This is a genomic window from Exiguobacterium sp. s161, assembly GCF_018619045.1.
In the GTDB taxonomy this organism is placed as follows: domain Bacteria; phylum Bacillota; class Bacilli; order Exiguobacteriales; family Exiguobacteriaceae; genus Exiguobacterium_A; species Exiguobacterium_A indicum.
Genome location: NZ_JACSNH010000001.1, coordinates 1,151,737 through 1,176,048 on the forward strand (window position 1 = coordinate 1,151,737; position 24,312 = coordinate 1,176,048).

Below are 24,312 nucleotides of genomic sequence, written 5' to 3' on the forward strand. Positions count from 1 at the left end.
CGTGATGACATGGGTATCAAAGAGCAGATCTACAATCGCTCTCCTCTATTTCTCCAGCACCTCTTCACAACCCTCTATGGGTATCAATTGCATCGCGAACGTTATGGACCGGTCTATCAAGAACGGTTCCGGATGCTCCTCGAACGAGAACATACGACGATCGACGTCAAAGCGGAACAACTTGATCGTTTAAATGACTTCCTTCGCTTCTGTACTGAACACAGTCCCTATTACCGTCAGCTCTTCACTTCACATGACATTTGCCTACCTTTAACGGACTTATCCGAACTAAAACATATTCCTGTACTATCAAAAGAAATATTACGAACGCACATGGAGGACATTCAAACAGATGTCGCTGCGCCAATCATAGGGAAAACGGGTGGAACGACAGGCACGTCACTGCAAGTACGATATACGATACCGGATATGCAAATTCGCATGGCCCATCTGGATTATTTCAAGGCGACCCACGGTGTCTACCGTGGCATGCGACGAATCAGCTTTACGGCACAGGATCTCGTACCCGAGCGTCAACAGGTGGACGTCTACTGGCGGATAAATCGAGCGGCGAATCAACTCTTGTTCACGGTGAAACGGTTATCCCCACGGACGATGGCAGCGTATCTTGAAGCCATCGAACGTTTTCAACCAGAAACGATTGATGGTCTTCCGTCAGCGATGATTGAGCTCGCGCGGTTCGCGAAGCGAGAAGGGATCCGCTTGACGTGTCAACCGGTTGCGATTTTCCCGACGGCAGAACGGATCGACGCGGAAGAGCGCCAAGTCATCGAAGAAGTGTTTCACGGACCAGTCTTTGATCAATATGCATCGTCTGAAGGGGCACCTATCGTTTCTGAATGCCGGTTTGGTCAAAAACATCTGCACCATGAGATGGGGATCATCGAACTCGATACAGACGGGGAGATTCTTGTGACGAGTTTTGATACACACGGAACCCCCCTCATTCGCTACCGGGTCGGAGATCGGATGACGCTCAGTCAGCGCACCTGTTCCTGTGGTCACCCGGGACCAATCATCGAATCGATTGACGGCAGGGGGCGGGCATTCATTCAAAAACCGGATGGACAAAAGATTTTTGAAGCGCAACTGGCGAGTCTCGTCAAACATTTGCCAAACAGTATCGAGCGTATTCAATATGTTCAAATGACGACAGATAGCGTATCGATCTACTACGTTCCGGACGCAGAGCGGTTCAGTCAATCAGACGAACGAATTCTGATGGAACGGCTGTACCGTTTATTCGGTCGTGATATCCATCTCGATGTACAAGCCGTTTCTTATATCGATGCAGAGGAAAGCGGGAAAATTTTACTCGTTAAATCAAGTTTAACAGGATGAAGGTAGTGGGCAGATCGTGACATCTGTCCACTTTTTTAATGATTTTTCATCATACCTCAGTTAAAAGTACATGTTAAAACACCTCCACTGTTAGTACTTCTAAAAGATGTACCAATATAAAGGTGTTCTAGATTACATCATTCAATTCGTTTTTGATATCCCTTACCTTTTTTAAAAGCCATTTTTTATATAAGCGGGCGTAAAACCCCTATGCCTTTAAGCTAAGGGATGTAAGCTTAACTTCCTTGTGTCTGGATGTATTTTTGAATCGGTTTCTTTGCTGACATTTCCGATGCTACAGGAGATATCACTCCATTACTTTTCTAAACCTTTGCGAATCAGTTCATACACCGCTTCGGCAAAAGAAGAAATATAATTCTCTTTTTGATATTTCTCTATTGACTCTACTAAATTTTTTGGAAATATAATTAATTTTGATACGCGCTCCATTTGACGTCATCCCTTATTTAACATGTATATATATTGTAGATATTAAACGCATGCCAAAAGGAGGTGGAAATCAATATGAAAAAGTACAAGGCCTACAAATTCAGAATCTACCCCACGAAAGAGCAGGAAATCCTGATCGCGAAGACGATTGGTTGTTCACGATTCGTCTTCAACCACTTCTTGGCGAAGTGGGATGAGACTTACAAAGCGACTGGAAAAGGACTCTCCTACGGTTCTTGTTCCAAAGAAATTCCTATCCTGAAGCAGGAGTTTGAATGGCTGAAAGAAGTCGATAGTACTTCCATGCAAACTAGCGTCAAACATCTTGCCGATGCCTATGACCGTTTCTTCAAGAAACAGAATGAACGTCCTCGTTTTAAATCAAAGCGAAACCCTGTGCAATCGTACAAGACGAACATCCAAGGCAAGTCTCAACTTCCTGAAGTCTCCATCATCGAGAACAAGCTCAAACTTCCGAAGCTGAAATGGGTCCGTTTCGCCTATTCGAAACAGATTGCAGGACGTATTTTGAACGCTACGATCCGACGTAACGCTTCAGGGAAATATTTCGTCTCCCTACTCGTCGAGCAGGCGATCCACGAATTGCCGAAGACCGGTTCATCTGTTGGCGTCGACGTCGGACTCAAGAACTTTGCCATCCTGTCGGACGGCACAGTATACAAGAACGACCGTTACCTCCGTTCGCTTGAGAAGAAACTGGCGCGCGAGCAGAGAAAGCTGTCACGACGTCAGCACATCGCCCTGAACAGGAAGGTGAAGCTGTCCGAGGCCAATAACTACCAGAAGCAGAAGCGGAAGGTCGCCCGTATCCACGAAAAGATTGCCAACAAACGCACCGACTTCCTGCACAAGGTATCGACCGAGATCGTCAAAAACCACGACGTCATCGGAATCGAGACCTTACAGGTGAAGAGCATGCAGAAGAACCGCAAGTTAAGCAAGTCCATCTCCGAGGTCAGCTGGTCGGCGTTCTTCCGCATGCTGGAGTACAAGGCGGAATGGTACGGGAAGACCGTCGTTAAGGTCGGCAAGACCTTCGCATCAAGTCAACTGTGCTCCGGTTGCGGTCATCAACACAAAGACGTTAAGAATCTCGCTTTACGGGAATGGACATGTCCGAGTTGCGGAGTCCATCATGATCGCGATATGAACGCAGGACTGAATCTCAAACAAGAAGCAGAACGTATCTTAGCTTCTTCAACCGTCGGGACGACGGGGTTAGCCTGATCATTTTTCGACCGCTAGGTCGGATAACTCAGGAATCCACTACGGCTTTAACCTAGTGGAAGTTCAATTTCTTTGTCTTTTACTGATGATAAAATCTTCTGTTCCTTTAACAGAATAGATGGTGGACCCGACTGAAAAAAGATTCGATTGACTGTTCGCTTGGGGCATTTCATATGCTTTTGTTTTCTTTAATATCGTGCTCATTTTTTCTCCTTGTTGCATAGATGCATCGAATTCAACTTCTGTTCCGTTATACTCTTTGTTATTCACAATGACGATCATGGCATGACTAGCTTCGTCCTCTGTACCGGTTTGACTGCATCCGAATAAAAATCCAATGAACACAATGACGAATATCTTTTTCATCGGAACCTCCTTATATAAGTATTCGTTGAATAGTAACGTAAATTCATGATAGGTAAAAGTCGCTTCCTTTACCAATTATAAGGTAAAATCAGGAAAAGGAGGGAGATAGATGAAACCTCAGATTTTACTGTTAGGCATGATCCAACTCGATCGCCCGGCAAATGGTGACATGATTCGTCCAGCAATTTTTGATATCGCGTCAGAGAGAAGGCAACGAGAAATCCAAGAAGTCGTTGCTCGATTGAACGCATTTCGACCGACAGGCGTTGCCCTTGAGACGTCACCTGAACGCATAAGTGACCTGCAACATACATATGACACCTATCAACACGAAAGTGATTTAACCGAAAATGAACGGCAACAAATCGGCTTTCGCTTAGCCCGGATGGCAGGAGTAGCAGATCTCCATGGGGTCGATTGGAACGAAATCGTACCCGGCGTACCGGATTTAGGAATCGTCCGTTCACATCATCCGGAAGCCTTTGAGACGATCGTCGCGGCTGAGATGAAACGGACCCAACAGTTAGAGCACGCGATGGAGCAGTTATCCTTCTCCGAAGGGCTCGATCGATTGCACGCTGAAGAAACGATTGCAGCGTCGGCTAGAATCTATGATCAAATCGAACGACTGGAGAGCGGGCGGATTTGGGTTGAACGCTACTGGCGAGTCCGTAATCAAAAGATCGCAAATCGTTTACTGCACCTCGCACAGACGAACAACGAATCGTCTGTTTATACGGTGCTGCGCACCTCCCGTTATTACGACAATATTTGAATGAATCGAACCAAGTCGAAGTGATGACGTGGAACGATTGGAACAACGAAAAGGAGTGTATGTAAATGCTATTTCACTACCATATCTGGACACCACATTTGGAAGAAACAGAAGCTTGGTACACGGCACGCGGATTTCACGTTTCCCAGCGGATCGGGAAGAAAGACGGAGAATTTTCGTCGTTCAATCCACCTCTATCATGGGATGATTTTCGAGCAGATCAAATTTTATTCCGAATCATTGAAATGAAACGGGGAGCGGTCAATGTGACGATCGGATTCGGAAAAACGGTTCGCTTCGATCACATCGGATTTTTGATTCAGCCTGGTGACGTGCAAACGATTCTTGATCGCGCAGAAACGTTATCGTTCACGGTCCAAGCGAACGAGCGGCGGACGTTCTTGCAGACACCATACGGATTACGGATTGAATTGCAAGTCCATGAAGATGCAATTGCGGATACTGATGGAACGACACTTGAGCGTTTAATTCTAACGACACCGCGCGAAGGATTAGAGGCGGATTTAACGAAACTGTTCGATCGACCGATTTCACAAATCCAAACCGTCCGCGGAGAGAAGACCGTCTTACAAGAAGCAGTCTTTTCCGACGTATCGCTCGTAGGTACGGATCCGAACGGTGTTCAGCTCGTCTGCTCATAATCAACGAATACTTTGATTGGGAGATCTGATGTTTCCATTAAGCTAGCGAAGCAACTGGCAAGCTTCGAAAACGAAGTCTCGTGTTCGAACAAAGCGGGCAATGTCGCGTGACGCTCGTCTGAAAAGAGCCAGTCTGCATGCTTGCGGTAGTCCCAGCCGTCACTCGATGCAACGATCTGAAGTTCTTTTGCGTGAAACGCGGGCGTCAACGTCAAGGCTTCCCGGTTGCCGTCCGATAAGACGCAGATTGCACCATGAGGACGGACAGCGGACTGAAGCTCGGCAAAGGCCGCTTGGCGTCCGGAACATTCGATGGCGGCGTCATACATACTTGAATCCGGTGTGACGACACGTGCACCTAATTGACGCGCTAACTCCGCTCGGGACGTAATTGGCTCGAGGATATCAATCTGACGAACGTTGACGTAATGCCGTAAGTAATGCACCGTCAGTAAACCGATCGTACCCATTCCGGAAACTAAGACGCTAGTGTCGGGTGTCAATGTCAGCTTACGGACGCCTTTTGCCGCGTCACAAGACAGAATCAGTAGTAAGGCTTCACGGGGTGAGATATGAGCAGGAACAGGGATGACTTTCGATTCAGGAACGATCGCTTGATCTTGATGACCATAGAAGCTGACGACCCGATCTCCGGGCTTGACGATTTGGACGGCGTCACCAACTGCAAGCACTTCGCCATAACTTTCATATCCTGTCTCGAGCGGATAGTCATAGCTGGATTCGGTCATGTCTTGTTCCAGCCATTGGGGAAGTTCGGCACCGATACTGATGGCACCGGCTAAGGTGCGGACGTGGACGTCATAGATGCCAAGCGGCGGCAGTTCCCGAACAAGATAACCAGGCGTCTTCGACTCCACAAGACAGCAAATCGTTGTAGTGTTCAACATGTAAACCTCATTTCATTGTTGGATTGATGATATATGGATCAAGCATATACCACTTTACTTGTAAAATATAACAATTCGAAACCAGAAATGATGTAGAATAAGAAAGAAAAGGGGGGAATCAAATGGCACCATTATTGATTTTGGCATTGCTCGTGTTCGCATTTTTGACGTATCGGTATAGTAAGATCCTCGTCCGAAAGGATATCTCTGCCGCAAACAAACGACTCGCGATCGTCTTTTATTTGATTGCCGTCAGTGGACTTGGCGCTGTCGTCTATTTCAACGTATAAGGAGGACCATCCATGCATTCAACGACAAAACGACGAATCGGTGCGTATATCATCAACCAAGCTGTTTATTTCGGACTTTCTGTCGTCATCGAAAAAACGGTGTTACGACGTGTGAAGTCAGAAGTCGTTCACGCTGTCGTGACACAACCGACGATCAGTTTTCTAGGAGAAGTCGCGCAATTGAAACTGTTGAACGGAAAAACGATTGGTGGTCAGATTTGCGGCATCCAGGTTGAAAGCGAGAATGGATTGCCGTTGACGACAAAACAAATCGTCCGTCGAACAGTCTATCGTGATACGGTCTCACTATTTAAGATTCGACCGTACTGGAAACCGTTTCTCAAGAACGGACAACGATTACCGGAGGATGACTTCGCGAAAACGATCGTCCGCTTGAACCAGGAGAAGCTAAAAAATGAAGCTTGATTTTCATGTCCATAGTGTCCGTGCCTCTCAACCAACGGGAGCCATTCTGCTCTACCATGGTTGGGGCGGAACGGCTGTTTCTTATCTAGAGTTTGCACAACAATTATCTGAAGAAGGATTCGATGTCTTTATTCCGGAACTTATTCGACATGATCAACGTAAACCGTTTGATCATCCGTTTGATTCAGAAGTAACGACGACCTATTTTTGGACGGTCGTCGAACAATCGATTACGGAAGCGACAGCTATCATCGAACAATCAGGCTGGCATGTTTCAGATGTGATGGCAATCGGCGTCTCGATGGGTGGGTTCATTGCCCATGGGATCATGGCACGTCAGCCGATTAAAGCGCTTGTTGCGATCAATGGGGGCGGTGCCTATCTTGAAGCGGAACGTCAATTCCGCGTTCGTGACGGGCGACCTGCCATCAAACAGGAGGATGTACCATGGAAGCTCGATCCGATCAGTGTGATGGATGAGCGTCCGCGATTGCTCCTGCACGGCGATGCCGATGACATCATTCCACTATCGATCCAGCAGTTTTATCACGGGACAGCTGTTCAAGCAGGTATGGCGCAAACGACCGTATTAGACGTTTTTCCAGGTGTCAATCATACCGTGACCGATGCCATGGTCAAGCAACTGATTTCATGGCTGAAGCACGTCAAACTTCAAGGGGCGACAGATGGACTACATACGTTTTCTTCGCAGTAAGGTCGGTCAAGAAAAAGTGATGTTGAACTTTGCGGGTGGCATCGTCTTCGACGAGGAGGGGCGCATTCTTCTTCAAAAACGGCGAGAGCAACAAGCATGGGGCTTTCCCGGTGGCGCACTGGAACTGGGAGAGTCGATTGTCGAAGCCGCACAGCGTGAGATTTTCGAAGAGACCGGTTTTCATGTCACGATTGAACGTTTGAGTGGTGTCTATTCGAAGTACGAAGAGATGTATCCGAACGGGGATGTCGCCCAACCGATCGTCCATTTTTTCGTTTGCCGAATCAATGGGGGGCAATTGACGATTGATTCCGATGAATCACTCGATATTGCTTTTTTTGAAAGAGACCAAATGCCAGAACTCTATAGCGAACTGCATCAAACAGCCTGGAACGATTTTTTGACGGAACTGGGTCCGGTTTTTCGATAACGCAAAAATCCCTCCTGATGTAAAAATCAGGGGGGATTTTATGTTCTCTATGTTCAGCGTTCAAAGCCGCCTTCGGAATGAATGATCTGTCCAGTCACCCAGCTACCGTCAGGACTCACGAGGAATTGGATCAATCGTGCGACGTCTTCTGGCGCACCGATTCGCCCGAACGGAAAACTAGGTTTAAGCGCTGTCCGTGTTGCTTCATCCATCCAAGTCGAGTCTGTCGGACCCGGATTGACCGCATTAACGGTGATGCCAAGCGGTGCTACGGCTGCCGCGTAAGTCTTTGTAAATGTCGACAAGGCACCTTTTGTCGTAGCGTAAGCAATCTCGTCAGGCATCGGACCGAGATCTTGTCCGGACGTCAGTTGAATGATACGACCGGACGTTAGATGTGCTTCAGCGAATCGTTTCGTGAAACGTGTCGCAAGCAACAGCGGTGCTCGGAGATTGACGGCATAGTGTTGATCGAGACTTTTTGCATCAAGCGTTTTCCAATCCGTCATCGTCGAATGGGCAGCGTTGTTGATCAGGATGCTTGGTGTTCCAAAGTCTTCAATGCGTGCGAATAAATCGTCAGCAGCATCTGCTTGACCTAAATCTAGCTCGATCGCAAGGACGCGGGCACCTTGATTTTCGAGTTCGGTCGTAAAACTAGCCGCCCAATCCGCTGTTGCTTTAAAATAAGTAAAGACCAGGTCATGTCCGGACGAGGCAAGCTTGCGGCAAATGGCAGCTCCGATGTCGCGTGTCTGACTGGCGCCGGTTACGATGGCAATAGGTCGAGTCATATGTATTCTCCTTTATGTAAATACATTCATAAAAACCAGATGTTTACAGAAATTAGTATAGCGTATGGAGGACTGAGAAAGAAAGCGCTATCAATATTTAACATCATGACATCACGCCTATCAAAAAAGAGTGTAGTAAAGGTAAAGTGTAAGTAACACAGTAATTCGATAAACAGTACGGGAAGGATGAATCACTCATGAAAGCAATCGTCTTATTTGATGGAGAGTGTAATCTCTGTGACGCAAGCGTCCAGTTCATCTTAAAACGAGACCAAGGGTACCATGATTTTGCATCGTTACAAGGAAAGACCGGACAAGAATTCGTAAAGCGTCATCATCTCCCGGCAACGATTGACAGTGTCGTCGTAATTGAACGAGGAGTACCCTATATCAAATCGGACGCAGCGTTACGAATTGCTGGTCATTTACAGGGTGGATGGAAACTGTTGACTATTTTACGTATTTTTCCACGGTCATTCCGAGATTGTGTGTATGATGTTGTCGCCAAAAATCGACATCAGTGGTTCGGTGTAAAACAACATTGTGCGCTGCCTTCATCAGAGACGCGTGCTCGATTTCATGATTGAAATAGGAAAAAACCGCCTTCATCTAAATCGCGGTTTTTTGTCGTTTAACTAAAATAAATACTATATTTTTGGTTGGACCAGATCCGAGTGATATAAAATCAACTATTCAGCTTAATATTGGATCTTTCTTCTGATCTGAACGGTCGGATTACACTTGTTCATAAAAATGTGACTAAATAATGATAAGGCGAGTATAACTGAGCTTTGGAAATAAAAATCTCGGAAGGTGAGACGGATTCACGTGCTCCTCGCACATCGATCAAACATCGGTAAATCAACGTTTCTAGTTCTACAATAAATTCTGGATATTGATACAGCGCATCATTCATTTGCCTATGAAGATGATCTTCCATTAAGACGATACAGGGATTGGTTTCTTTCAAGGTCAATGCACTAAACACAGTTCGCTGTTGTCTGAAATCTTGATTCAAACAGCAGACGATTTGATTTAAATCACCTTCCACTTTTTTCACTTCCTAGTTCTATATTATTCATATCATTTTCATACATGTTATTAATTGTGTTCCACTATTCATCGATTCGTAAACAGCAGAAAAATCTAAACGCTTTTCATTTTTAAGAGTGGACGACCATTCAATTCGTTTAGATATTCGTGATAGGAAACAAGAGTTACAAATTTCTAAAATATCATTTTGCCTTTTTACGAAAAAACAACTAGATTTTCGCACTTCTTATCCTATAAGATAGGCTATATATTATGTGCAAAATCACTGTTGGTTATTTGTTGCTGCACTTGAAACCACACTATCAATTGTGAAAGCGAGAGAGCTTTTGTACTATTTCTGTAAGAGGAATTAAAAAGAAGGTGAAATGGATGAAAATGACTCGCTCTACGGACTATGCTATTCGTGTGCTAATTTATGCAGCGTCGCATCCGACTAGACTTGTACAAATTCAAGAAGTAGCAACACATTACGATATTTCTAAAAACCATCTAATGAAGATTGTCCATTCTTTAAGTAAGTTCGGTCTCATAATCTCCGTACAAGGTCGTAATGGTGGATTCAAGTTAGCGAAATCGCCAGATACGATTACATTAGGAGAAATCGTCCATTTATTCGAAGAAGTGTCTTATCTCGAAAATGTGACAGTTCCAAATAAAAATGGTAGTTTACAGAACACACGACAAGCGTTCGATCAAGCATTCACGTCCTTCACGGACGCACTTCAAGCCTATACGTTACTAGACTTAATTGCGCCATCGATCAATGATTGAAGTAAAGAGTCAGAGACAAAGGATTGCTCTCTGGCTCTTTATCCTTGTACATAATGAAAACAGACACTCATAATTAATTATGATCCGTTTATACTAAAAACTAGTATCTCTTATGTTACTATAAACAAGATTCGGATGCTATTCGAATCTTATTTTTACAACTAAAACATGTTCAATTTGTACTTGTTTATTGTATTAGCTATATTGAAGGGGAATTGTACCTTCATTCTGTTCACTGTCTAGATTATAATAAGGGACTTTAATCCCATTCAGATAAAGGATTAAAGGAATCCGTCCATTGATCCATGTAAAAGGGAGGTTTTTGCAATGTCCGAAATGACCATCGGAATGTTCGTTCACTTCATTCAACGCTTAGTGCAATCCCCGCGATTCATCGTTCAACAATCCGGGGTAGACGAGAACGCCTATACTTTCGAAATCCGCGAATTGAATCTTTTAAGTGTTTCAAAGACCGAACTGCTCCGCAAAACGATTCATCTACTTCGTGAAAAGACATCAGAAGGTACACGCGAAACGTTGACGAATGAACTGGTCACTCTATCACAAAAGACTTTAATGAAGTCGGATACGATTGCTACGCTTGAAGTGAAGTCCACAATAGAAGGGTCACTGCATCTTACATTTTCGGAAGACAAAAAGATCTGGTTTTTAGGTATTTTAGACACGGAAGAGGCAATCAATCGGTTCACAGAACGTTTTCAAAGCGTCATAAATGACGATCGAACATCTCGTTAAACAAGGCAGGTCGAACCACTAATGTGGCTCGACCTGCTTTTGTCTTATCCTGTACAGAGCATCAAGACGTTGCCGTCGGGATCTGCAAACGTAAAGTAAGCAAAGTCATCGAAACGTTCGATGTCTCGAATGATGGGTGCGTGTAGTGACCGCACAAACTGATAGGATGCATCGATGTCCGTCGCATAAAAATTAAACAAGGCATGGGGAGAAGGGTGATGTCGGTACGTTGCGTCATTCGTATGATCATCGAGTGTCAAACTCGTTGGACCCTCAAGTGGAAGATTGTAGACAGGTGACGAGACGCGCGACGCATCAAACGGCAGCTGCAGTAACTGGTGATACCAAGCGGCGGCACGTTTCACATCCTGAACATGCAAAAAGACAGCGTTCAAGCGGGGCGCAATGAGGTGGGTCGAAATTGACATCAGAATCTCCTCCTTTGTTTTCATACATGTTCTTTTCGATAACCGCCTCTTAATTCCTCCAATCCCTATAAATGGAATATGTTATGATATATCAGGAAAATCATTTACGAATAGGAAGGGAATGATGATATGGAAACCATCATCTGTACGACGTGTGGTGTTGAACAAATCAATCCGCAACGCGAAACATGTCCGATTTGCTTAGAGGAACGACAGTATGTCAATCCAACTGGTCAAACGTGGACGACGCTCGCTGCCATGCAAACGTCAGGAACGTATCAAAACGTCATTAGCGACGACGGAGCAGGCGTCTATGCGATTCAGACGACACCGGCGTTTGGTATCGGTCAGACGGCATATCTTGTCCAAGGAAAATCGTTCAACTTGTTATGGGACTGCATTACATATCTTGATTCAACAACGAAAGAGCAACTTGACGAATTAGGCGGGATTCAGGCAATTGCTTTATCACATCCGCATTATTACGCGACACAAGTCGAATGGGCGGAGACTTTTGACGTGCCGATCTATATTCATGAAGATGATGCGTCGTTCGTGACGCGACCAAGTGAGCGCATCGTCTTCTGGAGTGGTGAACGCTTGGAGTTGACGGAAGATGTGATGTTACATCGCGTCGGTGGTCACTTCAAAGGAGCAGTCATTTGTGAACGAAAAGACGCATCAGCAGGTCTATTGTTGACAGGAGACATCATTCGGATCGTTGCCGATCGGGCATGGGTCAGTTTCATGTACAGCTATCCGAATGTGATTCCGCTTCCGGCAAAGACGGTCGCGCGAATGGCAGAAACGTTACGTCCGCTTCACTTTGAAAAATTATATGACGCCTTTCATCGGAAAATCGAAAGCGGTGCGTCTGAAGCAGTAGTGCGCTCTGCAGAGCGGTACATTGCTGCCTTAAACGGGGACTGGTTCACGACATGAAGTCGCGCTTGATCGTCATCCGTGGGAATTCTGGTAGTGGAAAAACGACGCTTGCAAAAGCGTTACGATCGGTCTTACCGGATAGCATCTTATTCTCGCAAGATGTCATCCGCAGGGAGATGTTGAATGTAAAAGATGGACCAGGAAATCCGGCGATTCGCTGGATCGAAGAGTTGATCGGACTTGCTGACGGACGCCACGCGACGATTCTGCTGGAAGGCATTCTTGCACAGGACTGGTACGGTGAGATGATTGACCGGTTAGAACGACGCTTTACTTCACGATACGCGGCGTATTATTTTGACGTCTCATTTGAAGAAACGGTTCGTCGCCATGAAATGCGCCAGCCCACGGAATTTTCTGTGACGGATATGAAACGCTGGTGGATTGATCGGGATCACCGCCCGACAGATCGTCTAATTGCTGAGGATAGATCGATAGAATCCGTGATTCAAATGATAAATCAAGAGCAAAAGGGGAGAGCGAATGACACACTACATTTTTGACATGGATGGAACGTTGTTTCAAACGAATGCCGTGCTGTCGCATGCGCTAGAAGAGGTCTTTCAAGAGTTGCGTCAAACGGGACGCTGGGAGGGGGAAACCCCACTCGCCCTCTATCAGCAGATCATGGGCGTCTCGTTACCGGAAGTCTGGCAGACGTTACTACCGGACTTTTCAGCCACAGACCAACAGGCTGCGGATCACAAGTTTCGACGTAGCTTAGAGCAGGCAGTCAAAGCGGGGCACGGTCGCTTATATCCAGGAACGGTCGAGTTGCTCGCTCGTTTGAAACAAGCGGGTCACTCCGTCTATATCGCCAGTAATGGGTGGCCATCCTACTTGTCAGCGATCGTGACGACGTATGGACTTGAAGCGTATATCGATCATGTCTATAGCATTGAAGACATTCGTTCCGGTGATAAATCAGCACTCGTACGGGAGATTTGTAAGATGAACGATATCTCGTCAGGCTACGTTGTCGGTGACCGCTTATCTGATTTCAAAGCGGCGCATGCGAACGGGCTCGCTGCAATCGGTTGTCAGTTCGATTTTGCACAAGAGCAGGAACTCGCAGTCGCGGACCGAGTCGTAAAAGAGTTGAGTGCTGTCTACTAAAAAGAGCCGTCTTCTGTAGAAGACGGCTCTTACTTATAGCAATTATTCTGCCCACCAGAGGGCATCGTCTGGTTTCTTCGCGATCGACGCGACTTCTTTTTCACTCGATACAGTCGGATGCGATCCTTTAAGTGCTTTTCCGGCTGTATTTTTAAAGAAGAAGAAGAACGTGACGAATCCGATGACGCTGACTGCTGTTAGATAGAAAGCAGGAGCAAGCGGATTTTGTGTCGTATGGACGAGCCAAGTCGAAACGAGTGGCGTCGTTCCACCGAAGATTGAGACCGAGACGTTGAACGTCACGGATAGTGTCCGGTAACGGACATCCGTATAGAAGATACTCGGTAGAAGACTTGGCATCGTTCCTTCAAAGATCGCCAAGAAGAAGCCAAGGATGAAGATCCCGATTCCGACGAACAAGAGTGGTTTAAGACCAATCAAGAAGAACGACAGGATTGAAAGCAACGATAGTCCGGCTAACGCGAAAAGGACGATATTACGATTCCCTTTTTTATCACTGAGCTTCCCGAAGAAGTAAGCGAGCGGAATCATGATCACCATGACACCAGTAATTAGAATCGTACTTGTCGAACTTGACATGCCGATGACTTCATCGAGGTACGATGGCATGTAGGACAAGAGCATGTAGTTCGTAATATTGAAGAAGGCAACAGCGATGAAACAAACGATGATATCACGTTTGTGGTCGCGAAGAATTTCGCGGAATGTCGCAGGCTCTTCTGTGTTTTCATTAATCTCATTTTCGAAGATCGGTGATTCAACCAAGTGACGACGTAAATAGAGACCAAATAAACCGAGTGGTGCTCCAAGAATGAAGGGAATCCGCCATCCCCAAGATGCCATTTGATCATCCGATAAGGTGACGAAAAGTGTTGTAGCCAGTAATGAGGCGAGAATATATCCACCGAGTGTACCGATTTCAAGTCCACTTCCGAGGGCACTCCGTTTGTTATCTGGTGATGACTCAGCGATGTAGACCATTGCGCCGGCATATTCACCGCCAGTCGAGAATCCTTGTAAGATCCGGGCTAACAATAACAGGATCGGTGCCCAAATTCCGATTTGATCGTAGGTCGGTAATAGACCAATGATGAGCGTGGAACCAGCCATCATGACGATCGTCGTTGTTAAGACGACCTTCCGCCCGAGACGATCACCGATGCGTCCAAAGACGATTCCGCCGATTGGTCGCATTAAAAAAGCGATCGCAAACGTCGCAAAAGTAAAGACGAGCTTCAGTTCATCATTTTCAACAGCGCTAAAGAAGTTTTGACTGATGATGATTGCGAGATAGGAATAAAGACCAAAATCGAACCATTCCATCGCATTCCCAATTCCGGTCGCGTAGACACTCTTTTTGGTTTGCTGCATGTCAACGACATTGACTTTTTCTTTTCTGAATTTCATAAGTTCTGTTCACTCCCTTTGATAAGTTCGTATCGTACCATAGCAGGAAATGAAGTCAAGTTGCTAATGCGCTTAACCACTTGAAAACGACTGAAAATGGCTCTGTGCCGGGAGTTGTCAAACCGTTGCGACTCTAAGAACAAACAAAGGTGTGCATTTTTTATGAAAAAAATTGAAATTTTTTTGGATGTTTTCATAAATTCGAAACAATTTTCATGTGTTTTCACGACGAAAAAATCAGTAATCCGCCTTTAGGATGAGGGAAAGAAGACTATATTTTGGTAATTTTAAAATGAGGGTGGAAAGTAAAGGAGAATGCTTATGAAAAAGAAATGTATCGCCATTATATGTCTTGGGCTCATTATAGTCATCGGTAGTTGGTATGCTGGATTTCAAGAATCAAAAGTATCCGGTTTTCCGGTGCCGCGATTTGCTACAGCAGTTGAAAAACAAGGCGAGTGGAAAATCAAAACCCGTCTAGTCTCGGAAACTGACGGACCGGGTCTACTCTATGGGACTCGGATTCGCCAAGCCGGTTGGAAAGAACACGATCGTGAAGGCGCAACGGCGTGGTATGAAAAAGACGGGAAAGTGATTGCCTTGACGACATTTGATGGGGAACTGTATATCGAAAATTCTAGTAAAGAAGAGATAGGTATTTAAAGGATGCGATTATTTATAAAATGGAACGGATGGAGTCTGTTTTTCGCCTTGATTCTCTTTCTTCCTGTTGAGATGACATTAAACATCGAACGTATTATCCGCATAACGGGAACATCATACCAATTTTTTTATCTAATCGATGGCCTGTTGATATTGGTGTGCACTATTCTATTCTTTACGCCTATTCGACTGATTCGGGGGATAACAATTCGAAACCGACTTATTTGGTCGACTTCTTTCAGTTGGATACCGTATTTCTTCTTTATGTTGTATGCTCTGAGTCAGTGGTTTCCAGTCACGTATCCTACTGATTTTCCGAGCCCAGTTCTTGGCTTATTATTGATTGTCGTTTTAGCGATTTATCCGTTTTGTATATTAATTTTAGTTAGTTTCTTAAAAGAAAAAGCGAAATCCGATGCAACGTCTTCAGTAAAATGAAGACGATCATCAGACTTCGCTTTTTTACTTTTTTCGTTTGTTAAAGGTATAGCCCATTTGCCTGAACGACGAATTGTGAATGTTCATAGTGGTATGTGATGACGGAATAGTCGAACGGACGACCGTTCGTCAAATGAAATACTGTCTCAATCGTTAATCCAGGATCGCCCTCGGTGAGATTTAGATGACGAGCCGACTCAGCGCTTAACTTCCCGACGTGCATATACATATCCGAGAACCCAATATTCAATTGGAGTGCCGTCTCTAAGTATTCGAAGATCGACTGCTCGACGATTTCACGATTTAAGTACGGAACAATCGATTGACGATAGTAAGACTCTTCGAGACAGAGGATCTTGCCGTCGATGTAGCGGATTCGCTTGACGTAATAAACCGTCTCACCTGCCTCGATCCCGAGATTCTTCGCGATGTTATTCGTTGCAGCGATTGGTTCGAGTGCAAGAACAGTCGACTCAATCGCATGATCGACGAGATTCTGCTTGAATCCTTGGGTCGAGAACAGACGAATGTAGCCGGTACGATTCGTCTTCCGGACAAAAATCCCGCTTCCGCGGACTTGAAAAATGATTCCTTTTCGTTCGAGTAACTCAAGTGATTTTGTCATCGTCGTCTTACTGACAGCGAACTGTCGGATCAACTCTTCGAGAATCGGTAGTTTGTCCCCTTGTTTCAACTCATGTTGTTCTATGTACCGTTCGATTTCATCGGCTGTCTGTTGGTATTTCAGCATAGGACACCTTCTTTTCTTGCAAACTTTTTCTTTATTCAGTATAGCATAAGCCTTCTCTTGATTAATAACATGGTAAATTAAATTATTTATGTATTGATTAATTGTGCATGTACAATTAAAATGAAAGGGTATTCAACGCGTCATATTCAGGGGAGGTACACGATATGGGCAAGGTTCGCGATTATCAACAATTGGCGCATTCGATTTTAGAAGCCGTCGGGGGCGAAGACAACGTCATCAGCGCCGTCCGATGTGCCACACGACTTCGTCTCGTCTTGAAACGATCGGATTCGTCAGCCAAGGAAACAGTCAATGCACTACCTGGCGTCATTACGGTCGTTGAGTCTGGCGGGCAGTTTCAAGTCGTCATTGGTCAACACGTCGGGGAAGTTCATCAAGAATTTTTGAAGCTTGTCGATTTGGAACAACCGGAAACGGAAGAGGCACCGAAAGGGACGGTTCTCAACCGAATCATTGCGACGATGTCAGCCGTCTTTGCACCGTTTGTCTACATCTTAGCTGCAGCGGGGATTCTGCAGGGAACATTGATTTTGACGACGCTCGCTTTTCCGGCATTCGCAAAGACAGGTACTTATGAAGTCTTCAGCTTCATCTCATGGGCACCGTTTACGTTCTTGCCGATTTTCATTGCCATCACGGCAGCAAATCATTTTAAGGTAAATGCCTTCATTGCGGTCGCCTGTAGTGCGGCACTGGTCAGTCCAACATGGGCAGATATCGCAGCACGCATCACGGCTGGTGAATCCATCACGTTTTTAGGAATCGCATTATCCGGGACGACGTATATGTCATCGGTCTTACCGCCATTATTCCTCGTCTGGATCCTGTCCTATGTCGAGCGATTCCTGAACAAGACGATCCATGAAGTCGTCCGTCCGTTGTTCGTCCCATTCTTCAGCATGGTGTTGATGGTGCCGCTTACGATTCTCTTGATCGGACCGATCACGACACTGGGTGCAGAAGGGATTGCAAACGGGTATAACTACTTAGCAGAGAATGCTCCTGCGGTTGCTGGTCTCATCATCGGTGGCTTCTGGCAAGTCATCGTCATCTTCGGTGTCCACTGGGGTGTCACGCCGATGGTGCTTGCTAACTTCGAACAATATGGTCGCGACTCGTTCCAGGCCTACCAAACGATTGCCGTCATCGCTCAAATCGGTGCCGTCATCGGAGTCATCTTGAAAGCACGCAACAAAGAAACGAAAAAAGTCGGGGTTTCGGCCGGACTGACAGGTATCTTCGGTATCACGGAACCGGCTATCTATGGGGTGACGCTCCGCTTTAAGAAACCGTTCATCTATGGCTGTATCTCCGGAGCAATCGGTGCTGTCACGGCGAGTTTCTTTAAACCATATTACTTTGCCTACGCCGGATTACCTGGACCATTGACGCTCGTCAACGGTATCGACTCCGACTATCCATCGTCGATCATCGGCTTATTGATCGGAACGGCGATTGCCTTGATTCTACCCATCGTCTTGATTCAAGTGTTCGGTTTCGGGGAGCAGGCTGCTCCGGTCGTAGCATCTGAAAGTACAGCGACACCAGTTGCAAAACAGGAAGTCAGCGCAACTCTGACAAACGAAGAGACACTTCGCGCACCACTTGAAGGAACGATTGTTGCTTTATCAGATGTACCGGATTCTGTATTTGCTTCAGGTGCGATGGGACAAGGGGTAGCGATTCGTCCGACGAACAACCGGGTCACGGCTCCGTTTGACGGTACCGTCGTCATGGTCGCCCCGTCAGGTCACGCGATCGGATTACGCTCGACGAGTGGTGTCGAAGTTTTGATCCATGTCGGTCTTGAGACCGTGACGCTCGACGGTAAACCGTTTACGCTTCACGTCAAAGAAGGCGAATCCGTGACGACAGGCGATCTACTCGTAACGTTTGATGCGACAGCGATTGAGACACATGGACTCGAGACGATCACGCCAATCATTATCACGAACACGCAGAGTTATGCGCGAATTCTACCGACGGACGAGACGGTCACGACGGCAAATACACAGATTTTGACGATCATCAAGTAAGAGAAAAAGAAGGAGGACATGAAGATGAAGACATTACCAAACGATTTCTTATGGGGCGGTGCGTTAGCGGCGCATCAATTCGAAGGTGGCTGGAATGCTGGTGGGAAAGGACCGAGCGTCGTTGATGTATTGACGGCAGGGGCGCACGGTGTCGCTCGTCGCATCACGGATCAGGTAGAGGAGAATGAATTTTATCCGAACCACGAGGCGATTGATTTCTATCACCGTTATAAAGAAGATATTGCCCTGTTCGCTGAGATGGGACTGAAATGTCTCCGGACGTCAATCGGTTGGAGTCGGATTTTCCCAAACGGAGACGAAGCGGAACCGAACGAAGAAGGACTGAAGTTTTATGATGACGTCTTCGACGAATTACTGAAATACGGCATTGAACCAATCATCACGCTGTCGCATTTTGAGATGCCGCTCCACCTCGCACGTGAATACGGTGGATTCCGCAACCGGAAAGTAGCGCTGTTCTTCGAAAAATTTGCGGAAGTCTGTTTCACGCGTTACAAAGACAAGGTCAAGTACTGGATGACATTCAATGAGATCAACAACAAGATGGATGTCAGCAATCCATTATTCCTCTGGACGAATTCCGGTGTCCTCCTTGATCCGGAAGAGAACGCGATGGAAGTCATGTATCAAACGGGACATCACGAGTTACTCGCAAGTGCACTTGCCGTCGCGAAAGGAAAAGCGATCAACCCGGACTTCGAGATCGGAGCAATGGTCTCGCACGTACCGATCTATCCGTATTCATCGCACCCGGAAGACATCCTGCTCGCTGAGACATCGATGCGTCAGCGCTATTTCTTCCCAGACGTCCAAGTCCGCGGCTACTATCCATCTTATGCGTTGAATGAGTTCAAACGGGAAGGGTATGATATTCCGATTCTAGACGGTGACGCAGAAATCTTGCGAAACGGAACGGTCGATTATCTCGGATTCAGTTACTATATGTCGACGACCGTCAAACATGATGCTGTCGTCAATAACACGGGAAATATCGTCAACGGTGGTCTCGCAAATGGCGTTGAGAACCCATACATCCAGTCGAGTGATTGGGGTTGGGCGATTGATCCGGTTGGTCTCCGATATGCGATGAATCGTCTATACGATCGCTACCAGATTCCGTTGTTCATCGTCGAGAACGGTTTTGGTGCAATTGATACGATCGAGGATGGTCAGATTCATGACACGGCGCGAATTGATTACTTGCGTGCGCATATCGAAGCATTCAAAGCAGCTGTACTCGAAGATGGCGTCGAATTGATTGGTTACACGCCGTGGGGCGTCATCGACATCGTCTCCTTTACGACAGGGGAGATGAAAAAACGCTACGGCATGATCTACGTCGATCGGGATAACGAGGGTAACGGATCGATGGAACGGATGAAAAAGGATTCGTTCGATTGGTATCGTCACGTCATCGAGACGAATGGTGCTGCGTTACACGGTTCAGAGACGGCCAAATGATGAAGTAAGGGGTAACGGAAAAAATCCGTTGCCTCTTTTTTTAAAGAATTAGAATGAAAAAGAAGTGGGGTATGGCACACTAAGGAAAAAACGGAGGACCGGTAAATGATAAAAAAACGCTATGCCGATCGACGTGACTGGCGTCGCATCACACAACGACACTATGTTCATGAACAAGTAGAAAACAAAGTGTTCAAAGGACATGTGACACTCCTTCAACTCATTGAAGTCACTTCACCGTTAGACGTCCGTTATGGTGACGAAACGATTCGAATCGCTGACGCTGGTTACGTCTGGGTACAACAATTCCCAAGCGATGCCCATCATGCCGTGACCTCGATGTTTGACGCCACAGGTCAGTTGGTACAGACCTATGTCGATATCTGTCTTCGTACCGGAGTAGAGGACGAACGTATTTACTGGGAAGATCTGTTTCTCGATCTCATCGCCTTGCCATCAGGACAAGTTTTGTTAATCGACACGGACGAACTAGAAGCAGCACGGGAGCAAGGGGATGTCTCAGAAGCGGAATACGCGCTCGCTTTAGCGGAAGCAAAACAACTGCAAAAACAACTACAAGACGGAACTTTTCCGCTCGTCGCACACGTTGAAGTAATGAAAGAACGGTTAGAATTGCAACTCAAACAGGGAACACCGCGTTGACGGGGTTCCCTGTTTTTTTAGGCATGTCGTTCTTCGTTGATCTCGTTCGTTGCGAAATACTGTTGCTTGCGCGGGAGGAGAACCAATCCAAGGAAACAGATCGTCACGATCACGAGGAGACCGGCAAATAGAATCGTACTGAAACGAATCGACCAGATGTCACCGAGCAGACCGATCGCGACGATCGCTAGAATCTGTAGCAGACTGACGCCGACACCGTATAGACTCGTAAAGCGTCCCATTAAGTGGAGTGGAATATTCGTCTGTTGGAACGTTAGGAAACCGGTCCCCGCAAATGCGTGAAAACTACCGAGCAACAAGAAACCAGTACAGACGATCGAAAACGAATTCGCATTCGCATACAGCATGTAACCGACAGCGACAAATACATAGCCGATCGTCAGCATCGTCCGAATCGAGAGCGTTTTAGCATAGCGGGCGACGACCCAGCTGCCGGCGACGGAACCAATCCCAGTCAGACTCATCAGTAAACCATAGTCGGTTTCCGATAATCCGATGCTCCGCTGTAAAAAGACGACTTCTTGTGTATCAAGCGCAAGTGTCGCGATCATCATCAGCATCGCGAGGATATACAATCCGGTCACGTAGCGTGCGCTTTTGCTGAACTGATAGACAAGCCGCCAATCGGATATAATGTCTTGCAGCCGCATCCCTCGTTCGACCGAAGCGGTAAAACGCGGCAAGCGCATCAGTAGGACAGCTGATCCGAGAAACGAGATGGCATTGAGCCAAATGGCAATGTCAGCAGAAGCAACATAGAGCAGTCCTCCAGCGAGAGCCGGACCAATTAAAAAAGCACCAGACGTGATCAGACTACGATAGGCATTAAACGACGTCCGATCGTTTTGTGGAACAAGCGTCGTGATGTAGGTCAACGTTGCCGGTTCAACGACCGCTTTGATGATAGCTAAGGCGATCAAGTCGATGTAAAGCAACGATAATGGTAGAAATGGCATGATACCGATTAAGAAAGCACGTAACAAATCAGTCTGAATCAACAGTCGACGTAAGTCGGATCGGTCGACCCAACTTCCCGCGAACGACTTGATGACGAGAGCGACGACCGGACTGATGATCCAAAGCGCAGCAACGGCTGACGCTGAGCCGGTCAAGCGATAGATGTAAACGTTGATCGCAACGAGATAAATGAAGTCACCAAACTGTGAAATACCGAGTGCACTTAAGAGCGTTCGTTCCCGAGAAGACATGACAGCATCCTTTCTTACATCATTTTCCAATAGTATACCAGAAAATTCTGATAACGTTTTCGTATATCTCTATACTTTTTATGGAAGAGTGGGTATACTTGGAAAAAATCAAAGGAAGAAGGGTTCGATCATGTTAACGACCATCGATTTATATCAAGCTTTGCCTATACTTGAAACGGAACGACTCCGTTTGCGACCGGTTCGCATGGAAGATGCAGCAGATATCTATGCCTATACGAAAGATGAAGAGACGGCGCGATATGTCAGCTGGCATGCGCATAAAAGCCTCGCGGACTCTGAGCAATTCGTCGATCACATCCTTCGTCAATACGAACTAGGAAATCCGGCACCTTGGGCAATCGAAGACAAAACGAACGGACGAGTCATCGGAACGATTGATTTCATCAAAGTCTCGTTTGAGCAACATCAAGCAGAACTCGGTTATGCGCTGTCGCGCGATTACTGGGGGAAGGGTTTGATGCCGGAAGCAGCAGCGCGTCTCGTACAGTACGGTTTTGAGACACTCGGACTCGAGCGCATTCAAGCCCGTTGTTTTGTTGCGAATGATGGATCAGCTCGTGTCATGGAAAAAATCGGCATGACGTTCGAAGGGATCTCGCGGAGTGCTTTATTCGTTAAAGAGCGTTTCTGGGACTTAAAAATTTATGCGATCACGCGTAGCGATTACGAAGGGAAGTAAGCGATGGGTTCACGACTGATGCATGCCTACATCGGACAACGATTGATTACGTTACTTTCGGAACTAGACCCCGCTCGATTTCTTCTCGGTACGATCGCTCCTGATGCGCGCTATGACGAGAAGGAGCAAGCCCACTATTATACGGGTGAATTAGCGAGCGGGACACGAGCGATTGACTACGAAGCGTTTTGGAGAGACTCGGCGTCTTGGAATCCATCTTTTCGAAGTGGCTATTACGTCCATCTGATAGCGGACGATATTTGGTTACGCGGCTTTTATATGACCTGGTTGCGACAAGCGATCATAGCCGACGCCTCAATCGGTTCAAGATATCATGATGACTTTAGGCGGTACAATACACGCATCGCTCCGTTCGTGAACTGGAATGAACAAGCGATCAACGGAGCGCTTTATGAAGTGAGTGTACAGTCGAGGTGGAAAGCACTTCCGCAATTTGTTAGCGAGGTAGAAGAGGACCGACGAACCGTTCTGCCACAAGAATATGATATCTTGTTGCCGCATCAATTGGATGGATATATCGAAACAGCGATTGAACGGTCCTTCCATCACTTAGGTGAAAAAGGGCTAAAGATCAATCCAGCCAAAGAATCATCTCCGAATCATTGAAATGATCCATTTGACGGTTCCGAATAAGATGTAGCAGCATCCGTTCAACAGACCAATCCACATCAGGTTAATCAGACTTTCTAAACCTTCAAACCAATCCATGACTGGTGTGACGAATAAAGCGAATACAAAAAGTACCATGACGGTCCAACTGACGGTTGGAATCAGGAAGAGAATTGTTAAGCCAGCGACTATAGCTGGTACGATTCGTTTATGGACAAGATAGATCGCTGCCACATTCAACGATAAAATACAGATTACAAACGCAATTAAAAATAATTGCGACATAAAATCACCTCCGAATAACAATAAGACGAAGAACGCATCCACTTAAAATAGGATGCGTTTTTTCTTTATTCAATTGTAAGTTGTTTCAAAAGTACTCATATACATAAGCTTAAACAAAAAGAAAATCGTTTTTTAAATTTTAATTCAAAGCAAAACACTCGGAATAAGTTTAAATCTATGCTAAGATGGTAATAAGAAAAGTAAGGAAGTAAGGAAAACAAGAAAAACACAGAAAGAAGGAAGTTCGTGATGGAGCTATCAAAGTTAACGTCAAAAGGACAGATCACCATCCCCAAAAAAATTCGGCAGGCCTTGCAAGTGGAGGAAGGAGATCGCGTGGCATTCATTGAGGAGGACGGGTTTGTCATCATGGCGAAAGCGGATTTGAAACAGCTGCATGACCTTCAAGATATATTGAGCGATGAGACGTTCAAGACACTCATCCACAAAGCAAATCATCATTTATAAAAACAAAAAAAGGAGGAAATAAC

At 46.0% G+C, this 24,312-nt stretch carries 31 protein-coding genes; 21 read left to right on the forward strand and 10 right to left on the reverse strand.

The annotated features are described in order from the left end of the window. The first annotated feature begins 9 nt into the window (after positions 1-9). Positions 10-1,362 carry a phenylacetate--CoA ligase family protein gene (locus KNQ14_RS05630; protein WP_214859935.1) on the forward strand — a complete coding sequence of 451 codons (1,353 nt, stop codon included), beginning with the start codon at positions 10-12 and terminating at the stop codon, positions 1,360-1,362. 315 nt (positions 1,363-1,677) lie between these two features. Here KNQ14_RS05630 and KNQ14_RS16865 read toward each other — a convergent pair whose 3' ends face one another. Further along, positions 1,678-1,812, reverse strand: coding sequence for a hypothetical protein (locus KNQ14_RS16865; protein ID WP_255998092.1), 135 nt, complete (start codon positions 1,810-1,812; stop codon positions 1,678-1,680). Between the two features lie 75 nt (positions 1,813-1,887). On the opposite strand from KNQ14_RS16865, the gene tnpB reads away from it, so the two are divergent. Further along, positions 1,888-3,060 carry an IS200/IS605 family element RNA-guided endonuclease TnpB gene (tnpB, locus tag KNQ14_RS05635; protein WP_214859936.1) on the forward strand — a complete coding sequence of 391 codons (1,173 nt, stop codon included), beginning with the start codon at positions 1,888-1,890 and terminating at the stop codon, positions 3,058-3,060. A gap of 63 nt (positions 3,061-3,123) precedes the next feature. On the opposite strand, the gene KNQ14_RS05640 is transcribed toward tnpB, so the two are convergent. Further along, entirely contained in the window at positions 3,124-3,426 is a 303-nt protein-coding gene (locus KNQ14_RS05640) for a hypothetical protein (protein WP_214859937.1), read from the reverse strand. Between the two features lie 109 nt (positions 3,427-3,535). On the opposite strand from KNQ14_RS05640, the gene KNQ14_RS05645 reads away from it, so the two are divergent. Together KNQ14_RS05645 and KNQ14_RS05650 are read left to right on the forward strand one after the other, a co-directional pair. Then, entirely contained in the window at positions 3,536-4,201 is a 666-nt protein-coding gene (locus tag KNQ14_RS05645) for a DUF5694 domain-containing protein (RefSeq protein ID WP_214859938.1), read from the forward strand. A gap of 65 nt (positions 4,202-4,266) precedes the next feature. After that, entirely contained in the window at positions 4,267-4,863 is a 597-nt protein-coding gene (locus KNQ14_RS05650; protein ID WP_214805088.1) for a hypothetical protein, read from the forward strand. Here the strand turns inward: KNQ14_RS05650 and KNQ14_RS05655 are convergent. Then, positions 4,845-5,771 carry a zinc-dependent alcohol dehydrogenase gene (locus tag KNQ14_RS05655; RefSeq protein ID WP_214859939.1) on the reverse strand — a complete coding sequence of 309 codons (927 nt, stop codon included), beginning with the start codon at positions 5,769-5,771 and terminating at the stop codon, positions 4,845-4,847. The genes KNQ14_RS05650 and KNQ14_RS05655 overlap by 19 nt on opposite strands. Positions 5,772-5,893: 122 nt before the next feature. Here KNQ14_RS05655 and KNQ14_RS05660 point away from each other — a divergent pair, with 122 nt between their 5' ends. From KNQ14_RS05660 to KNQ14_RS05675, 4 genes are read left to right on the forward strand one after another with little or no spacing between them, the layout of a single operon-like run. Further along, entirely contained in the window at positions 5,894-6,061 is a 168-nt protein-coding gene (locus tag KNQ14_RS05660) for a hypothetical protein (RefSeq protein ID WP_214857830.1), read from the forward strand. Positions 6,062-6,073: 12 nt separating this feature from the next. Continuing rightward, on the forward strand, positions 6,074-6,487 hold the full coding sequence (locus KNQ14_RS05665) for an RDD family protein (RefSeq protein ID WP_149427523.1): 414 nt from the start codon (positions 6,074-6,076) through the stop codon (positions 6,485-6,487). Next, entirely contained in the window at positions 6,477-7,202 is a 726-nt protein-coding gene (locus tag KNQ14_RS05670) for an alpha/beta fold hydrolase (RefSeq protein WP_214859940.1), read from the forward strand. The genes KNQ14_RS05665 and KNQ14_RS05670 overlap by 11 nt, the downstream gene beginning before the upstream one ends. Continuing rightward, on the forward strand, positions 7,174-7,632 hold the full coding sequence (locus tag KNQ14_RS05675) for an NUDIX hydrolase (protein ID WP_214857828.1): 459 nt from the start codon (positions 7,174-7,176) through the stop codon (positions 7,630-7,632). The genes KNQ14_RS05670 and KNQ14_RS05675 overlap by 29 nt, the downstream gene beginning before the upstream one ends. Positions 7,633-7,685: 53 nt before the next feature. Here the strand turns inward: KNQ14_RS05675 and KNQ14_RS05680 are convergent, their stop codons facing one another. Further along, the gene (locus tag KNQ14_RS05680; RefSeq protein ID WP_214859942.1) at positions 7,686-8,426 is read right to left on the reverse strand and encodes an SDR family oxidoreductase; all 741 of its coding nucleotides are present in this window, start codon (positions 8,424-8,426) and stop codon (positions 7,686-7,688) included. Positions 8,427-8,623: 197 nt separating this feature from the next. On the opposite strand from KNQ14_RS05680, the gene KNQ14_RS05685 reads away from it, so the two are divergent. Beyond that, positions 8,624-9,013 carry a thiol-disulfide oxidoreductase DCC family protein gene (locus tag KNQ14_RS05685; RefSeq protein WP_214859943.1) on the forward strand — a complete coding sequence of 130 codons (390 nt, stop codon included), beginning with the start codon at positions 8,624-8,626 and terminating at the stop codon, positions 9,011-9,013. Positions 9,014-9,171: 158 nt separating this feature from the next. Here KNQ14_RS05685 and KNQ14_RS05690 read toward each other — a convergent pair whose 3' ends face one another. Continuing rightward, complete coding sequence (locus tag KNQ14_RS05690; RefSeq protein WP_064299743.1) at positions 9,172-9,477, reverse strand: hypothetical protein; 306 nt, start codon at positions 9,475-9,477, stop codon at positions 9,172-9,174. A gap of 371 nt (positions 9,478-9,848) precedes the next feature. Here KNQ14_RS05690 and KNQ14_RS05695 point away from each other — a divergent pair, with 371 nt between their 5' ends. Then, positions 9,849-10,250, forward strand: a complete 402-nt coding sequence (locus tag KNQ14_RS05695) for an RrF2 family transcriptional regulator (RefSeq protein ID WP_214859944.1) — start codon at positions 9,849-9,851, stop codon at positions 10,248-10,250. A gap of 327 nt (positions 10,251-10,577) precedes the next feature. Then, positions 10,578-11,006 carry a hypothetical protein gene (locus KNQ14_RS05700; protein ID WP_214857824.1) on the forward strand — a complete coding sequence of 143 codons (429 nt, stop codon included), beginning with the start codon at positions 10,578-10,580 and terminating at the stop codon, positions 11,004-11,006. Positions 11,007-11,050: 44 nt separating this feature from the next. Here KNQ14_RS05700 and KNQ14_RS05705 read toward each other — a convergent pair whose 3' ends face one another. Then, positions 11,051-11,434 (reverse strand): VOC family protein, encoded by a 384-nt coding sequence (locus KNQ14_RS05705; RefSeq protein WP_251138274.1) that lies wholly within the window; start codon positions 11,432-11,434, stop codon positions 11,051-11,053. Positions 11,435-11,563: 129 nt separating this feature from the next. Between KNQ14_RS05705 and KNQ14_RS05710 the strand changes: the two genes are divergently transcribed. Genes KNQ14_RS05710 through KNQ14_RS05720 form a run of 3 tightly spaced genes read left to right on the forward strand, consistent with a single transcriptional unit; the run spans position 11,564 to position 13,495 of the window. Further along, entirely contained in the window at positions 11,564-12,376 is an 813-nt protein-coding gene (locus tag KNQ14_RS05710) for an MBL fold metallo-hydrolase (RefSeq protein ID WP_214859946.1), read from the forward strand. Continuing rightward, complete coding sequence (locus KNQ14_RS05715; RefSeq protein WP_214859947.1) at positions 12,373-12,882, forward strand: AAA family ATPase; 510 nt, start codon at positions 12,373-12,375, stop codon at positions 12,880-12,882. Before KNQ14_RS05710 ends, KNQ14_RS05715 begins: the two co-directional genes overlap by 4 nt. Further along, a complete protein-coding gene (locus tag KNQ14_RS05720; protein WP_214859948.1) occupies positions 12,863-13,495 on the forward strand; it encodes an HAD hydrolase-like protein in 633 nt (210 codons plus the stop codon). Before KNQ14_RS05715 ends, KNQ14_RS05720 begins: the two co-directional genes overlap by 20 nt. A 42-nt stretch (positions 13,496-13,537) precedes the next feature. On the opposite strand, the gene KNQ14_RS05725 is transcribed toward KNQ14_RS05720, so the two are convergent. Then, positions 13,538-14,923 (reverse strand): MFS transporter, encoded by a 1,386-nt coding sequence (locus KNQ14_RS05725; protein WP_214859950.1) that lies wholly within the window; start codon positions 14,921-14,923, stop codon positions 13,538-13,540. A gap of 321 nt (positions 14,924-15,244) precedes the next feature. On the opposite strand from KNQ14_RS05725, the gene KNQ14_RS05730 reads away from it, so the two are divergent. Next, a complete protein-coding gene (locus tag KNQ14_RS05730; RefSeq protein ID WP_214859957.1) occupies positions 15,245-15,586 on the forward strand; it encodes a hypothetical protein in 342 nt (113 codons plus the stop codon). A 478-nt stretch (positions 15,587-16,064) separates the two neighbouring features. Here the strand turns inward: KNQ14_RS05730 and KNQ14_RS05735 are convergent, their stop codons facing one another. Further along, a complete protein-coding gene (locus tag KNQ14_RS05735; RefSeq protein ID WP_214859959.1) occupies positions 16,065-16,775 on the reverse strand; it encodes a GntR family transcriptional regulator in 711 nt (236 codons plus the stop codon). A 164-nt stretch (positions 16,776-16,939) separates the two neighbouring features. Here KNQ14_RS05735 and KNQ14_RS05740 point away from each other — a divergent pair, with 164 nt between their 5' ends. The 3 genes from KNQ14_RS05740 (at position 16,940) to KNQ14_RS05750 (ending at position 20,977) form a co-directional block, all read left to right on the forward strand. Then, the gene (locus tag KNQ14_RS05740; protein ID WP_214859961.1) at positions 16,940-18,832 is read left to right on the forward strand and encodes a beta-glucoside-specific PTS transporter subunit IIABC; all 1,893 of its coding nucleotides are present in this window, start codon (positions 16,940-16,942) and stop codon (positions 18,830-18,832) included. 24 nt (positions 18,833-18,856) lie between these two features. After that, entirely contained in the window at positions 18,857-20,314 is a 1,458-nt protein-coding gene (bglA, locus tag KNQ14_RS05745) for a 6-phospho-beta-glucosidase BglA (RefSeq protein ID WP_214859963.1), read from the forward strand. A 105-nt stretch (positions 20,315-20,419) separates the two neighbouring features. Beyond that, positions 20,420-20,977, forward strand: a complete 558-nt coding sequence (locus KNQ14_RS05750; RefSeq protein ID WP_214859965.1) for a ribonuclease FAU-1 family protein — start codon at positions 20,420-20,422, stop codon at positions 20,975-20,977. 17 nt (positions 20,978-20,994) lie between these two features. Here the strand turns inward: KNQ14_RS05750 and KNQ14_RS05755 are convergent, their stop codons facing one another. Then, positions 20,995-22,206: an MFS transporter gene (locus tag KNQ14_RS05755; protein ID WP_050677237.1), complete on the reverse strand. Its 1,212-nt coding sequence runs from the start codon at positions 22,204-22,206 to the stop codon at positions 20,995-20,997. A 130-nt stretch (positions 22,207-22,336) separates the two neighbouring features. Here KNQ14_RS05755 and KNQ14_RS05760 point away from each other — a divergent pair, with 130 nt between their 5' ends. Beyond that, a complete protein-coding gene (locus tag KNQ14_RS05760; protein WP_214859967.1) occupies positions 22,337-22,906 on the forward strand; it encodes a GNAT family N-acetyltransferase in 570 nt (189 codons plus the stop codon). A gap of 3 nt (positions 22,907-22,909) precedes the next feature. Continuing rightward, entirely contained in the window at positions 22,910-23,533 is a 624-nt protein-coding gene (locus tag KNQ14_RS05765; protein ID WP_214859969.1) for a zinc dependent phospholipase C family protein, read from the forward strand. Here KNQ14_RS05765 and KNQ14_RS05770 read toward each other — a convergent pair. Then, complete coding sequence (locus tag KNQ14_RS05770) at positions 23,516-23,821, reverse strand: hypothetical protein (RefSeq protein WP_214859975.1); 306 nt, start codon at positions 23,819-23,821, stop codon at positions 23,516-23,518. The two genes, KNQ14_RS05765 and KNQ14_RS05770, sit on opposite strands and share 18 nt — an antisense overlap. 249 nt (positions 23,822-24,070) lie before the next feature. On the opposite strand from KNQ14_RS05770, the gene KNQ14_RS05775 reads away from it, so the two are divergent. Then, on the forward strand, positions 24,071-24,289 hold the full coding sequence (locus tag KNQ14_RS05775; protein ID WP_023468485.1) for an AbrB/MazE/SpoVT family DNA-binding domain-containing protein: 219 nt from the start codon (positions 24,071-24,073) through the stop codon (positions 24,287-24,289). The last annotated feature ends 23 nt before the right edge of the window (positions 24,290-24,312 follow it).